At 67.5% G+C, this 14,056-nt stretch carries 12 protein-coding genes and 1 riboswitch; of the genes, 8 read left to right on the top strand and 4 right to left on the bottom strand.

Translation table 11 applies throughout. The features are described 5' to 3' along the window. The first annotated feature begins 53 nt into the window (after positions 1 to 53). From K3U94_RS02265 to K3U94_RS02280, 4 genes are all read left to right on the top strand, one after another. Positions 54 to 812: an SGNH/GDSL hydrolase family protein gene (locus tag K3U94_RS02265; protein WP_220695442.1), complete on the top strand. Its 759-nt coding sequence runs from the start codon at positions 54 to 56 to the stop codon at positions 810 to 812. Positions 813 to 848: 36 nt separating this feature from the next. Then, complete coding sequence (locus K3U94_RS02270; RefSeq protein ID WP_220695443.1) at positions 849 to 2,348, top strand: M28 family metallopeptidase; 1,500 nt, start codon at positions 849 to 851, stop codon at positions 2,346 to 2,348. Further along, positions 2,345 to 3,802, top strand: coding sequence for a M28 family peptidase (locus K3U94_RS02275; protein ID WP_220695444.1), 1,458 nt, complete (start codon positions 2,345 to 2,347; stop codon positions 3,800 to 3,802). Before K3U94_RS02270 ends, K3U94_RS02275 begins: the two co-directional genes overlap by 4 nt. 131 nt (positions 3,803 to 3,933) lie before the next feature. Then, positions 3,934 to 5,220 carry a TetR/AcrR family transcriptional regulator gene (locus K3U94_RS02280; RefSeq protein WP_267878338.1) on the top strand — a complete coding sequence of 429 codons (1,287 nt, stop codon included), beginning with the start codon at positions 3,934 to 3,936 and terminating at the stop codon, positions 5,218 to 5,220. A gap of 25 nt (positions 5,221 to 5,245) precedes the next feature. Here the strand turns inward: K3U94_RS02280 and K3U94_RS02285 are convergent, their stop codons facing one another. After that, positions 5,246 to 6,730: a flavin-containing monooxygenase gene (locus K3U94_RS02285; RefSeq protein ID WP_220695446.1), complete on the bottom strand. Its 1,485-nt coding sequence runs from the start codon at positions 6,728 to 6,730 to the stop codon at positions 5,246 to 5,248. 106 nt (positions 6,731 to 6,836) lie between these two features. Here K3U94_RS02285 and K3U94_RS02290 point away from each other — a divergent pair, with 106 nt between their 5' ends. Beyond that, positions 6,837 to 7,016 (top strand): hypothetical protein, encoded by a 180-nt coding sequence (locus K3U94_RS02290; protein WP_047320234.1) that lies wholly within the window; start codon positions 6,837 to 6,839, stop codon positions 7,014 to 7,016. A 92-nt stretch (positions 7,017 to 7,108) separates the two neighbouring features. Continuing rightward, the gene (gene fabH, locus K3U94_RS02295; RefSeq protein ID WP_220695447.1) at positions 7,109 to 8,110 is read left to right on the top strand and encodes a beta-ketoacyl-ACP synthase III; all 1,002 of its coding nucleotides are present in this window, start codon (positions 7,109 to 7,111) and stop codon (positions 8,108 to 8,110) included. A gap of 11 nt (positions 8,111 to 8,121) precedes the next feature. Here the strand turns inward: fabH and K3U94_RS02300 are convergent, their stop codons facing one another. The 3 genes from K3U94_RS02300 to thiC are packed head-to-tail and all read right to left on the bottom strand — an operon-like array spanning position 8,122 to position 11,236. Beyond that, positions 8,122 to 8,748: an alpha/beta hydrolase family protein gene (locus K3U94_RS02300; RefSeq protein WP_220695448.1), complete on the bottom strand. Its 627-nt coding sequence runs from the start codon at positions 8,746 to 8,748 to the stop codon at positions 8,122 to 8,124. Continuing rightward, positions 8,745 to 9,584, bottom strand: a complete 840-nt coding sequence (thiD, locus tag K3U94_RS02305; protein ID WP_220695449.1) for a bifunctional hydroxymethylpyrimidine kinase/phosphomethylpyrimidine kinase — start codon at positions 9,582 to 9,584, stop codon at positions 8,745 to 8,747. Before thiD ends, K3U94_RS02300 begins: the two co-directional genes overlap by 4 nt. Continuing rightward, the gene (gene thiC / locus K3U94_RS02310; RefSeq protein WP_047320238.1) at positions 9,584 to 11,236 is read right to left on the bottom strand and encodes a phosphomethylpyrimidine synthase ThiC; all 1,653 of its coding nucleotides are present in this window, start codon (positions 11,234 to 11,236) and stop codon (positions 9,584 to 9,586) included. Before thiC ends, thiD begins: the two co-directional genes overlap by 1 nt. A 247-nt stretch (positions 11,237 to 11,483) precedes the next feature. On the opposite strand from thiC, the gene K3U94_RS02315 reads away from it, so the two are divergent. Both K3U94_RS02315 and K3U94_RS02320 read left to right on the top strand, forming a co-directional pair. Beyond that, positions 11,484 to 13,241 carry an MFS transporter gene (locus tag K3U94_RS02315; RefSeq protein WP_220695450.1) on the top strand — a complete coding sequence of 586 codons (1,758 nt, stop codon included), beginning with the start codon at positions 11,484 to 11,486 and terminating at the stop codon, positions 13,239 to 13,241. Positions 13,242 to 13,452: 211 nt separating this feature from the next. Continuing rightward, positions 13,453 to 13,621: riboswitch (M-box (ykoK) riboswitch) on the top strand. A 229-nt stretch (positions 13,622 to 13,850) separates the two neighbouring features. Continuing rightward, the gene (locus tag K3U94_RS02320; protein ID WP_047320240.1) at positions 13,851 to 14,054 is read left to right on the top strand and encodes an Rv1535 family protein; all 204 of its coding nucleotides are present in this window, start codon (positions 13,851 to 13,853) and stop codon (positions 14,052 to 14,054) included. Positions 14,055 to 14,056 lie beyond the last annotated feature (2 nt).

A 14,056-nucleotide genomic window follows, 5' to 3' on the forward strand; every position in this document is an offset into this window, starting at 1 on the left:
GCTTCGGCGGCGTGTCGCGTCGCCAGATTCACACTCGGCGGAAGCGGCCCAGCATGAATCGCTATGTCGCCCTGGGGAGTTCGATGGCGGCGGGCCCCGGAATCCGGCCGCGTGTCGCGGGCGCGCCCCGGGCGTCGGGCCGCTCGGCGCACAACTACCCGCACCTGGTCGCCCACGCACTGAACCTCGAACTGGTCGACGTCACGTTCTCCGGTGCCACCACCGCCCATCTGCTGAGCGAACGCCAACACGGCGTGCCACCGCAGATCGAGGCGCTCGACGGTTCGGAATCCCTGGTGACCATCACCATCGGCGGCAACGATGTCGGCTACGTCCCGCTGTTGGCGGCCGCGACGCTGCCGGGGGTCTTGCGGCGCTTGCCCGCTGTCGCCGGCCTGCTGGATCCCGGGCAGCGCGAGCAGGCACTGGGTGAGGTCGAAGCAGCGCTGCGGGCGGTCGGCGCCGCGGTGCGCAGCCGCGCACCGCGGGCCCGGGTGCTCTTCGTCGACTATCTGACCCTGCTGCCGCCCGCCGGGGTCCGGGCCGGGCGGTTGCCCGAGGACGTCGTGGCGCTGGCCCGTCACGTCGCCGACGGGCTGGAGCGCCACACCGCCGCGGCGGCCGCAGCCACCGGCTGTGAGCTCGTCCACGCGGCACAGGCCAGCCGGGAGCACCACCCGTGGTCGGCGCGGCCCTGGACGGTGGGCGCGGGCCTGCCGTTGCCGTGGCGGCCGTGGCCCTTTCACCCCAACGCCGCCGGTATGGCCGCGGTCGCCGAGTTGGTCGCCGTGCAGTGGGGCGGCCGGGCCTGACTTCGCGCCCGCCGTGCACCCACTAACGTGGGGGCGGTGGAGTACAAGTCGAAGTTAATTCCCGCCCTCGGCGTCGTGTTGGTCGGTGCGCTGTTCAGCGCCGGCTGCAGTCGCACCCCGGAAAACACCGAGCAGGGAGCAGATCCCGCCGCGGCCGCTGAATTCGCCAGCAGCCTGCGCGACAAGGTCACCGTCGACGCCATGATGGCCCACCTGCAGAAGCTGCAGGACATCGCCGACGCCCACAACGGCACTCGCGCCATCGGCACCCCGGGCTACGACGCCAGCGTCGAGTACGTGGCCAGCACCTTGCGCGAGCACGGCTTCGACGTCGAGACCCCGGAATTCACCGCACGGGTGTTCAAGTCCGAACCGGGCTCGGTGCATCTGGGCGACAAGACCGTAGAGGCCCGTGCGCTGATGTACAGCGTCGGCACCCCGCCCGACGGTGTCACCGGCCCGCTGGTCGCAGCGCCGGCCGACGACAGCCCGGGCTGCAGCGCCGAGGACTACCAGGGGCTGACGGTCAAGGACGCCGTCGTACTGGTCGACCGCGGCACCTGCCCGTTCAAGGAGAAGATGGCTGTCGCCGTCGAGCTGGGTGCGGTGGCGATGGTGGTCGCCGACAGCGTCGACGAACCGAAGATGGGCGGCACCCTCGGCGAGCAGACCGAGGTCAAGGTTCCCGTGGTGAGCGTGACCAAGGCTGACGGCGCGATGCTGCGCGACGGGCACGGGGCGATGACGGTCAAGCTCGACGCGCACACCGACGACATCCCGTCCCGCAACGTGATCGCGCAGACCAAGAGTGGATCGACCGAGAACGTGGTCATGTTGGGAGCCCACCTGGACAGCGTTCCGGAGGGTCCGGGCATCAACGACAACGGCTCCGGTGTCGCCGCGGTGCTGGAAACCGCGTTGCAGTTGGGAGATTCGCCGCAGGTGCACAACGCCGTGCGATTCGGTTTCTGGGGCGCCGAGGAGCTCGGCCTGATCGGTTCGCGGAAGTACGTCGAGTCGCTCGACGTGGAGCAACTCAAGAACATCGCGCTGTACCTGAACTTCGACATGCTGGGTTCGCCGAATCCGGGCTATTTCACCTACGACGGCGACCAGTCGCTGCCGGCGGACAAGCGGGGCCAGCCGGTGGTGCCGGAAGGTTCGGCCGGCATCGAGCGGACCATGGTCGCCTACCTCAAGTCCGCCGGCAAGGAGCCGCAGGACACCTCGTTCGACGGGCGATCCGACTACGACGGGTTCACCCAGGCCGGTATCCCGTCCGGCGGGTTGTTCTCCGGTGCGGAGGTGAAGAAGTCGCCCGAAGAGGCCAAACTGTGGGGCGGCGCCGCCGACGAGCCCTTCGACCCGAACTATCACCAAAAGGGCGACACCATCGAGAACATCGACCGCGACGAACTGGCCATCAACGGCGGCGGGGTGCCCTACTCCGTCGGGTTGTACGCCCAGGACATCAGCGGCCGCAACGGAGTTCCGGTGCGCGACGATCGCACCCGCCACGTCGTCACCCAGCCATGATCCGTCCGGCGGGAGCCCTGCTGGTCGCTGTTGGCGTGCTGGCGGGCTGCTCGCCGGAACCCGTCCAGCCGCCGCTGTCGAATCGGCTGGCCGGGCAGGTCACCGTTGCGGCCATGCTTGCGCACCTGCAGCGACTGCAGGAGATCGCCGACGCACACCAACGGAATAGGGCCGACGGCACGCCGGGTTTCGACGCCAGTGCCGACTACGTGGCCGACGCCCTGCGTGACAAGGGCTTCGAAGTGGCGACGCCGGAGCTCACCCGGTTGGACACCATCTCGGCCGGCAAGCCCACCCTGACCGTCGCCGGGAGCGGCTATCCGGTCGATCAGGCCTCGCTGCTGGTGCGCACCCCGGCCGGCGGGGTCAGCGGCCCGGTGATCCGCCCGACGCGGTCTTCGGGGTGCGCGGCGGCCGACTACCCGCCGAAAGTGCCCCGTGGCGGGATCGCGGTGGTCAGCGACGCCGGCTGCTCGGTGGTGGTCAAACAGAACGTGGCCGCCGAGCATGGAGCTGCCGCACTGGTCGTGGTGAGCCTGCCGAGCCGCAACGGAGCGCCCGCCGGACTGTTCCCGCCGGAGTACTACGACCAACTCACGATGCCGGTAGCCGTCGCCGGCCGCGACGGCGACAGCGCGCTGCGTCGCGCGACCGGGACGGTGCGGCTGGTCCTGGACGGCCACACCGTGAAGGTCACGTCCCGCAATGTCGTGGCGCAGACGAAAACCGGCTCGCAGAGCGACGTCGTGATGGTCGGCGCGCACCTCGACAGTGCGCCGGGCGGCCCGGGGATCAACGACAACGGCTCCGGGGTGGCCGCGGTGTTGGAGACCGCGCTGCAGCTGGGCCCGGAGCCGGCGGTGACCAACGCGGTCCGGTTTGCGTTCTGGGGCGCCGAGGAACAACAGCTCGGTGGTTCCAGCGACTACGTCTTCGGCCTCGACCGCGACCAGCTCAACGACATCGCGTTGTACCTGAACTTCGACATGCTCGCCTCCCCGAATCCCGGTTTCTTCACCTATGACGGAGACCAGTCCGCGCTGCCGAGCCGTGACATCAGCCCCGCCGACGTGCCGGTGGGATCGGCCGGTATCGAACGCACCCTGGCCGGCTATCTCAACCTGGTGGGCGTGCGGCCCGCAGACATGCCGCTGAGCAGTGACACCGACTACAGCCCGTTCGTAGTGGCCGGCGTGCCCGTTGGGGGCATCACCACCGGGGCTTCCCAACTCAAGACCACCGCCCAGGCCCGACTGTGGGGTGGAAAGCCCGGCGCGGCTTTCGACCCGAACTACCGCGGCCCCGGCGACACGGTCGAACAGATCAATCAGCACGCATTGGCGCTAACCGGCGCCGCGGTGGCCTTTGCGGTGGCAAACTATGCGCAGTCCATCGGCGGTCCCAACGGGGTCCCGGCCCGCGACAAGCGTCACCGGGCACCGCTGGGCCCGTAGTCCCGCACGGGGTGGGGCGTCGATATACCGACGGGCTGGCTTTATATTGAGGCCGCTGTAGCCCGTTGACCCGGCTGTGTTAATAATGCTGTGCACGTGACAGAGCTGGCCTGATTTGATCGGGGGGGTGGGTGACCACGCTTGGTGCCACGAACGACCCTGGCGGACGCACTGGTGCCCGCATAAAGCGGCGCCCCAAGGACCGTAAGGCGCAGATTACGCGTGCTGCCGCCGAGACGTTCAGTGCACAGGGCTACCACGCGACCAGCATGGAAGCGATCGCTTCCAAGGTCGGGATCTCCGCGCCGGCGCTGTACCGGCACTACCCCAGCAAGTACGAGATGTTCTCGGTCGTCGTCGGCTCGCTCGGTCAGCAGTTGGTCGACTGCACTGCTTTCGTCGACGAGTTGTCCGATGCCGAGGTTCAAAGCGACGCGCCGGTGGTGTTGGAACAGGCCGTCGACGGGCTCATCACCTCATCGATCCTCAACCGCGAGGCCAGCGGGTTGTTCCGGTGGCAGGGCCGCTACCTGCAGCCTGAGGACCAGGCCAAGCTCATGACGCAGATGCACACGGTCGGTGCGCGCCTGAAACGGCCGATCAGCGTCATGCGTCCGGAACTCAACTCCTTGGAGCAATGGACCCTGACGGTGGCTCTGGTCAGCGTCGCCGGCAGCATCATCGGACACCGGCTGCAGCTCCCCGACGATGAGATCAAGCCATTGCTCATCAGGGCGTCGCAGTCAGTGGTCGCCGCGCAACTGCCCCGAGCCGACGACATCGGGGTCAATCGGCCGTCGGTGTGGCGTATCTTCACGCCGGACGCCGGACCCTATGAGGCGCTGCTGCACTCGGCGGTCCTGTTGTTCGGCAAGCAGGGATATGCCGAGACCGGCGTCACCGAGATCGCGGACGCCGTCGGTGTCCCGGCATCCGGCGTCTACCGCTATTTCTCGAGCAAGAGCGACATCTTGACGACGGGGCTACAGCGTGCCGTGGACCGGATAGCCGGGGAGATGGCGGCTATCGCCGGTGTCTTCGCCGAGCCGGACGAAGCGCTGCGCCGGTTGATCGAGGCATATGTGGCCACGGTGTTCGCCAACCCCGAGTTGGCATCGGTCTATGACACCGAGCGGGTGAACCTGGCGCCGGCGGAGCGTGAACTGCTGCGCGATTCCGAGCGCGCGTTCATCGAAACCTGGGCCCGGCCGCTGATGGCGGTCAGGCCGGATCTGGACGCGATGCACGCGAAGTTCTTGGTGCATGCCTTGGCGGCATTGGTGGACGACTTGGGCCGGGTTGCCCGAGGCGGCGAGATTCCGGGCCAGGGGTTCCTGGCCGGAGGCCCGGGTTACGCGCAGGCCTGCCTGCGCAAGCTGATGGAGTCCATCGTGTTCGCCGGGGTCGACGAGAACTGAGGAGGCCGCCGAATCGCCTGATCTATCAGGCGATTTCGTAGTCCTCCAGCGGAAAGTGCGAGCCGTCGCGCACCGCATTGCGCACCGTGGTGGGCCGCAGCAGGGTCGCTTCGCCGCTGGGGTTGTAGTAGTAGGACCGCGAGGTCGTGCAGTCCCCGGCGTAGAACACCGTGTGGTCCAGCCTTTTGGTCATGGCGTCCAGGAACCGGGTGTTGGCGGCCTCGGTGACTTCGAACGTCGTCGCGTTGCGCCGCCGCACCTCGCCGAACAGCCGGCCCATGTGCCGCATCTGGTATTCCATGGTGTTGAAGAACGACAGGCCGGAGAACCCGTACGGGCTGGCCAGGCTCAGGAAGTTCGGGAAATGCGGTATCGACAGGCCCTGGTAGGCCTGGAACCGGGTCTCCCGCCACCACTTACCCAGGTTGCGCCCGTCCCGCCCGACGATCTCGATCGCCGGGAAGTTTGCCTCCCACAGGTCATACCCAGTGGCCAGCACCAGGGTGTCGATGACGGTCTTGCGGCCGTCGACGGTGACGATGCCGTCCGGCTCGATCCGCTCGATGCCGGTGGTCTCCAGGTGCACATGCGGCTTGGTGAAGCTGCGGTAGTAGTCGTTGGACCAGCTGGGCCGCTTGCAGCCGATGTCGTAGGTCGGGGTCAGTTTGGCCCGCAGTTCTTTGTCGCGGATCTGGACGAACCGGTGGATCTTGCACGCGTCCATCCCGGCGATCGACAGCCGCCGGAACGCGGGATAGTTCAACACCGCGGTCACCGTCATGAACTCCAGCAGGTAGTCGCTGATGAAGCGCATGACCCGCTGGGTTAATGGGACCCGGGCGAACAGTTTCTGCAGCCACGCCGGGATCCGGAAGTCGATCTTGGGCGCCACCCAGATCGCGGTGCGCTGAAACACGGTCAGGTCCGCGACGGTCTTGGCCAGCTCCGGAATCAGCTGCACCGCGGTTGCGCCGGTGCCGATCTGCCCGACCCGACGTCCGGTGAAGTCGTAGTCGTGGTCCCAGGCGGCGGTGTGCACCACCTTCCCGGCGAAACTGTCGATCCCGGCGATGTCCGGGTTGCGCGGCTGGGACAGGAAGCCGGTGGCGGTGATCAGGAACCGGGCGCTCAGCGTCTCGCCATCGGCCAGGGCCACCAGCCAGCGCTCGGCGTCCTCATCCCAGTGGGCGCCGGCGACCGTGGTGTTGAACCGCATGTGGCGGCGCACGTCGTACTTGTCGGCGACATGCTCGGCGTACTGCTTGATCTCCTCGCCGGGCGCGAACATCCGCGACCAGTACGGATTGGGCTCGAACCAGTACGCGTAGGTGGTCGACGGGATGTCGACAGCCAGGCCCGGGTAGCGGTTGACGTGCCACGTTCCGCCTAGATCCGCTTCCCGGTCGAGCAGGACGATGTCGTCATAGCCGAGCTTCTTCAGCTCGATGGCCGCGCCCATGCCGCCGAAGCCCGCACCCACGATGACGACGTCGAACTGCTCCATACTCATGAAAATTAAGGTACCTGACTCACCGGTAACCAGCGAAGCTCCTCGGCCCCCGGACGATGGGAGACAATGGGGCTTGCACGCTGTTCACGATTTCGAGAGGGCCGTTATGACCAGCCGCGATGCCGAAGCCAGCGACGCAGACTTGGCCGGCCAGGCAGTGCCTGCCGTCGAGGCCGACGACGAGACGCCGGGCCCCGAGATCACCCCCGGCGACAACGCCGACATCGCCGATGTGGTCGAGCAGCACCAGGGTGTGCCCTCGGGTGAGGACGACTACGACCGCTGAGGGCCTGCCGGTGGGGGGCCGTCCCGGCGCACCGGGAGCGTTATGGTGAGACGTTTGAGTCAGCTGTTGGCCTACCACCGAGAGACGTCTTCTTGAGCGAGATTCGCCATCCTGCGGCAACCCGGCCGGTCGGCCTGCTCGGTGTCGGCGCTTCTCGCCCGGCGCGGGTGGTCACCAACGACGAGATCTGTCTGCGCATCGACTCCTCCGACGAATGGATCTACTCCCGCACCGGAATCAAGACGCGCCGGTTCGCCGAGAAGACCGACACCGTGGCGGGTTTGGCCATCGAGGCCGGCCGCAACGCGTTAAGCCATGCCGGGCTCGACGGGTCCGGGGTGGACGCGGTGATCGTCGCGACCAGTACCAACTTCCGTCAAACCCCGTCGTGTGCGCCCACTGTCGCGGTCGGCCTCGGCGCACGGGGCGTGCCGGCGTTCGACGTGGCCACCGGGTGCGCCGGGTTCGGCTATGCCCTCGGGGTGGCAGCCGATCTACTCCGTGCACGAACCCTCAACACCGCGTTGGTCATCGGTTCTGAAGTGCTCTCCCCGACGATCGACATGTCGGACCGCTCGAACTGCTTCATCTTCGGCGATGGAGCGGGCGCGGTCGTCGTCGGTGAGACATCGAGGCACGGTATCGGCCCGACGGTCTGGGGCAGCGACGGTGAGAACTGTGAGGCGATCCGCCAAGACATCGACTGGATCAGCTACACCGAGCAGCCGGACGGTCCCCGGCCCTTCCTGCGCATGGACGGCAACGTGGTATTCCGTTGGGCAGCATACGAAATGAGCGACGTGGGGAAACGCGCCATCGCGGCGGCCGGGTTGCAAGCCCACGATATCGACGTGTTCATTCCGCACCAGGCCAACAGCCGGATCAATGCGCTGATCGCCAAGAGCCTTGAGCTGCGCTCCGATGTCGTCATCGCCAATGACATCGAGAACAGCGGCAACACCTCCGCGGCGTCCATCCCGCTGGCGATGGAGCAGCTGCTGTCCGCCGGCATCGCCAAATCCGGTGAGCTGGCTCTGTTGCTCGGCTACGGGTCGGGCTTGAGCTACGCGGCCAGCGTCGTCGTCCTGCCCTGACCCGCGCGGATTCAGCCCAGCATTCGCAGCGCGGCGTCGACCGCCAGCACCGGTACATCCAACGTCTTCGACGCCAGATCGTGGCGAGCACCGGTGATCTCGACGACCTCGTGCGGCGCGGGAATCAACGCGGCGGCAGCGCGAACCTCTGCGCAGGTGCCGAAGCTGTCCGAGCTGCCGTGCGTGAACACCGTCGGTACGCCGATCTGGGGCAGGTGCTCGGTGCGGGTGCGCTCCGGCTTGCCCGGTGGGTGCAGCGGATAGGAAAACAGTGTCAGCACGTCGACCGCAACGTCGCCGGCGGCCACCACCATCGAGGTCTGCCGGCCGCCGTAGGAATGCCCACCGACGATCAGCGGACCCTCGGCCAGCGCGCGGGCATACCCGATCGCCGCGGTGATGCCCTCCCGATCTGCGGTGCCCGACCCGGACGGCGGGCCTTTGGGACGACGCCGCCGAAACGGCAGGTTGTAGCGGATCGCCAGGAAACCGCGACGCGACCACTGGTCGCAAAGTCGTTGCAGCATCGGTGAATCCCGGTCGCCTCCGGCGCCGTGGGTCAGCAACACCACTCCCGCGGGCGTGCCGTCTGGGCGATGAGCTAGCCCGTCCAAACCGGCTATTTCCTCCAGGCTCACGAGGCGTCCAGCCCCAACCGGAACAACGGCGAGACGGGTCCGTGCCCGTGGCCCAACGGGTAGGCGGCGCGCAGGCACTCGGTCACCCAGCGCTTGGCGAACGCCACCGCGTCCGGAACGGACAACCCGTGGGCCAGCGCGGCCGCCGAGGCCGCCGCGAGCGTGTCGCCGGCGCCGTGGTCGTCGCCGGTGGCCACCCGCGGTCCGGGGAATTCCAGAAAATCGGTGCCGTCATAGAGCAAGTCCGGACTGTGCTCCGCCGAGGGCAGGTGCCCCCCCTTGACCAACGCCCACCGCGGTCCCAGGGCATGCAACGCTCGCGCGGCCGCGCGCTGGGATGCGGCGTCGACCACCTCGATCCCGACCAGCAGCCGCACCTCGTGCAGGTTCGGTGTCACCAGGGTTGCGAGCGGAAACAGAGTGTCGCGCAGCGCATCCAGCGCCGACAACGCCAGCAGCGCATCGCCGTGCATGGAGGCCGACACCGGATCGACCACCAGGGGGACCGTCAGCCCGAGTTCTTGCCATGTCGCGGCCACCGCGGTGATGATCTGCGCCGACGCCAGCATCCCGGTCTTGGCGGCCTGGATCCCGATGTCGGGCACCACCGCCGTGATCTGGGCGGCGACGGTGTCGGCGGGAACCTCATGAAAGCTCTTGACTCCCACGGTGTTCTGCACCGTCACAGCGGTGACCGCGACGCAGGCGTGCACCCCGAGCAACGCACACGTGCGCATATCGGCCGCAATGCCCGCGCCGCCGCCGGAGTCCGATCCGGCAACGGTGAGTATCCGTACCGGCGTCGCCCCCGGCGGGGCCAGTGGCAGGAAATCCACTAGGAGGAGATGGGCAGGTACACCCGGTTGCCGTGGTCGGCGAACTCGGCTGACTTCTCGTCCATTCCCTTCTGGATCGCGGCGTCGATGTCGTCCTGGGTCTGCAGGCCGTGCTCGTTGGCGTAGTCGCGCACGTCATGGCTGATCCGCATCGAGCAGAACTTCGGGCCGCACATCGAGCAGAAGTGCGCGGACTTGGCCGGCTCGGCGGGCAGCGTCTCGTCGTGGTACTCGCGTGCGGTGTCCGGGTCCAGGGACAGTGCGAACTGGTCATACCAGCGGAACTCGAAGCGTGCCTTGGACAGTGCGTTGTCGCGATCCTGGGCTCCCGGGTGTCCCTTGGCCAGGTCGGCGGCGTGCGCGGCGATCTTGTAGGCGATCACCCCGTCCTTGACGTCCTTGCGGTCGGGCAGCCCCAGGTGCTCCTTGGGGGTCACGTAGCACAGCATCGCCGTGCCGGCCTGAGCGATGATCGCCGCGCCGATCGCCGAGGTGATGTGGTCGTAGGCCGGTGCGATGTCGGTGGCCAGCGGTCCCAGTGTGTAGAAGGGCGCCTCGTCGCACCATTCCTCTTCCAGCCGCACGTTCTCCACGATCTTGTGCATCGGGACGTGGCCCGGACCCTCGATCATCACCTGCGCGCCACGGGATTTGGCGATCTTGGTCAGCTCACCCAGGGTGCGCAGCTCGGCGAACTGGGCTTCGTCGTTGGCGTCGGCAATCGAACCGGGCCGCAGCCCGTCGCCGAGGGAGAACGTGACGTCGTAGCTGGCCAGGATGTCGGCCAGTTCTTCAAAGTTGGTGTACAGGAAGGACTCCTGATGGCGCGACAGGCACCACGCCGCCATGATCGAGCCGCCGCGCGACACGATGCCGGTGACCCGCTTGGCGGTCAACGGCACATACCGCAACAGCACCCCGGCGTGCACGGTCATGTAATCCACGCCCTGCTCGCACTGCTCGATCACGGTGTCGCGGTACAGCTCCCAGGTCAGTTTGGTCGGGTCGCCGTTGACCTTCTCCAGCGCCTGATAGATCGGGACGGTCCCGATCGGCACCGGCGAGTTGCGCAGGATCCACTCCCGGGTCTCGTGGATGTCCTTTCCGGTGGACAGGTCCATGACGTTGTCGGCGCCCCACCGGGTCGCCCACACCAGCTTGTCCACCTCTTCGGCGATCGAACTGGTCACCGCGGAGTTGCCGATATTGGCGTTGATCTTCACCTTGAACGCCTTGCCGATGATCATCGGCTCCAGCTCGGGGTGGTTGTGGTTGGCCGGGATCACCGCCCGCCCGCGGGCGACCTCGTCGCGGACCAGTTCTGCGGGAACTCCCTCGCGGGCGGCGATGAAGGCCATCTCGGCGGTGATCTCGCCCGCCTGGGCGCGCTGCAGTTGGGTGCCGCGGTCGGTCACCACACCCGGCCGCGGCGGCAAGCCGCGGTGCAGATCGATGTCGGCATGGGGGTCGGTGTAGGGACCGGAGGTGTCGTAGACGTCGAAGTGCTCACCGGTGGTCAGGTTGATGCGCCGGAACGGCACCTTCATGGTCACGCCGCCGGGAGCTTCGATCTCTCGGTAGGCCTTCTCGCTGTAGGGGATGGGCCCGGTGGTGACCTGCGGCTTCACCTGGACGTTCAAGACGTCGGTCATAGTTCTTCCTCTCCCTTGCCGGCATGACCCGGTCAGGTTCGTACGGTCGACGGCCCCGGCCGTCCTCTCAGCGCACTGGTTGCGCTCCCGCGGTTCTTGGTGATTTCTGCACTGGCGATTCGTGCACTGCCACGCTATCGCAGCACAGCAGTCGGCGTAAGGCGCCGAGGGTGCCCGACGAGAATTAGGTAACTGATCGTTTGCTTAGCTAACATATGTGCTCGGGGCAGAGTTAGCTGGGAGAGTGATGACGGCGCAGATAGAGCAGGTGAACACCGGCGTCCAAGACCCGGGCGCCGTCGCCACCGCTCGCCGACGACTGCGCTACGACCGCGACCACCCGCGCTACAAGTGGGTCGCGCTGTCCAACACCACCCTGGGCGTACTGCTCGCCACCATCAACGGCTCGATCGTGCTGATCTCGATGCCGGCGATCTTCCGGGGCATCGGACTGAACCCGCTGGAGCCCGCGAACGTCAGCTACTTGCTGTGGATGTTGATGGGCTATCTGCTGGTGTCGGCTGTGCTGGTGGTGTTTTTCGGCCGGCTCGGCGACATGTTCGGCAGGGTGCGCATCTACAACTTGGGCTTCGTGGTGTTCACCGTCGCGGCGATCGCGCTGTCGATCGATCCGTTCGACATGGGCCGCGGCGCCCAGTGGCTGATCGCCTGGCGGGTGGTGCAGGGTGTCGGCGGGGCGATGCTGATGGCGTCGTCCTCGGCGATCCTCACCGACGCCTTCCCGGCCAATCAGCGCGGCATGGCGCTGGGCGTCAACCAGGTGGCCGCGGTCGCCGGGTCTTTCGTCGGTCTGCTGATCGGCGGCGTGCTGTCGGAATGGGACTGGCGTGCGGTGTTCTGGGTCGGGGTGCCGATCGGAGTGCTGGGCACCGTCTGGTCGCTGCGCTCACTGTACGAACTCGGTGAGCGGTCGCCGGCGAAGCTGGACTGGGCGGGCACCGCGACGCTCGGGCTGGGTCTGACCGTGGTGCTGACCGCCATCACCTACAGCATTCAGCCACACGGTTCGTCGCCGACCAGCTGGACCAGTCCGGCCGTGCTGGGTTCGCTGGGGCTCGGTGTGGCGCTGCTGGTGCTGTTCTGCTTCATCGAGCTGCGCGTTGCCGCCCCGCTGCTCGACGTGCGGCTCTTCGCGATTCCGGCGTTCGGGATGGCCAACTTGGCCGGGCTGCTGTCGGCGGTCGGGCGCGGCGGCATGCAGTTCATGCTGATCATCTGGCTGCAGGGCATCTGGTTGCCGCTGCACGGCTACAGCTACGAGTCGACGCCGTTGTGGGCGGGTATCTATCTGCTGCCCATGACGGCGGGGTTCCTGTTGGCCGGCCCGGTGGCGGGTTCGTTGTCGGACCGCCGTGGTGCCCGTCCGTTCACGGTCGGCGGCATGGTGCTGATGGCGGCGACGTTCGTGGGGCTGGTGCTGCTGCCGGTGGACTTCGACTATCGGGTGTTCGCGGCGCTGGTTTTCGTCAACGGCCTGGGTGGCGGGATTTTCACCGCGCCCAACAGTGCCGTGGTGATGTCCAGTGTCCCGGCCGACCAGCGTGGCGCGGCGTCGGGCGTGCGCGCCACCTTCTTCAACGCCGGCACGTCGCTGTCGATCGGAATCTTCTTCTCGCTGATGGTGATCGGACTGGCCCACACACTGCCGGCGGCCCTGGGCGCCGGGTTGCAGCAGCAGGGCGTTTCTGCCGGTGTCGCCGATCAGGTGGCCAACACCCCGCCGGTGGGCAGCCTGTTCGCGGCGTTCCTGGGCTACAACCCCATCGCCGAGCTGCTGGGGCCCTCCGGTGCTTTGTCTGCGCCGGGTGTCGACGCCGAGACGTTGACCGGGCACAGCTTCTTCCCGCAGTTGATCTCCGGGCCGTTCCACGCCGGCCTGGCGGTGGTGTTCGCCGCCGCGGCCGTGATGATGCTGCTCGGCGCGCTCGCGTCGTGGCGGACGCCGGGGCGCTACGCCGTCGAGCCGCTGAACCTCAAGGACTAAACCGCGTCTCCAGGGCGCTGTTCGGCTTCTTTCCGGCGCTGCGCGTTGGTCGCAGAACCGGGCCGTAACGGTCTCGTTCTGGTACCAAAGTGACTGGTGTGACACCTCGTGCGCAGGGGGTTTGGCGGCATCGTTGCACGTCAGAGGCGCTCGCCACGCCCGAATGGGGTGGAGTTGACCGCGCCCCGTCGGTGGTGCACTATGGACCGTGCAAGCACCTCGTTAGGTGAGGCGTCTGCACGGACATAGGCCACTGACCCCGAACGTCGAAAGACGCCCCGGGTCAGGACAGCTCTTCCCGGCTTAAGGGTTGAGCCCAAGTGGCTTCCCGTATCGGGACACGCCGTGCAGTGCCAAAGCTCTGACGAGAGGGGTGCGGTCTCCCGACAGTCGTCGGGGCTGCCTCCCAAAGCATGCGGTGAAACCGGCGCGCTCCTGCGCGCCCGCGACCGAGAGGAGGTGAGGGACGAATGAGTTCCGGTGATAGTCCGAGCCGATATCTGACATCTGTTCCGTCCCCATCCGAACGGTCGCAGACCGCCTCCAGCTGAGCCACGATTCCGGCCCCCAGCTGAGCGCGTAGCGCCGTTACGCGACTAGGAGGCCATCATGGTTGCAATCGCCTACACCGACATCACGGCTCCGGCCCCGCGTGCCATCAGCACGGCGAAGAAGCTGGACCGCCGCCCTGCCGCGCCTGTGGCGCCTGCTTCGGACCCGTTGGTCGACATGACCACCCGGTTGCTCAGTGGCCCGCTGCACCAGATGTATGCACTCCTGTGGCGCGTCGGAGTGCTGACCGTCAACAACTGAGG

The sequence above is a fragment of the Mycolicibacter heraklionensis genome (genome assembly GCF_019645815.1).
In the GTDB taxonomy this organism is placed as follows: domain Bacteria; phylum Actinomycetota; class Actinomycetes; order Mycobacteriales; family Mycobacteriaceae; genus Mycobacterium; species Mycobacterium heraklionense.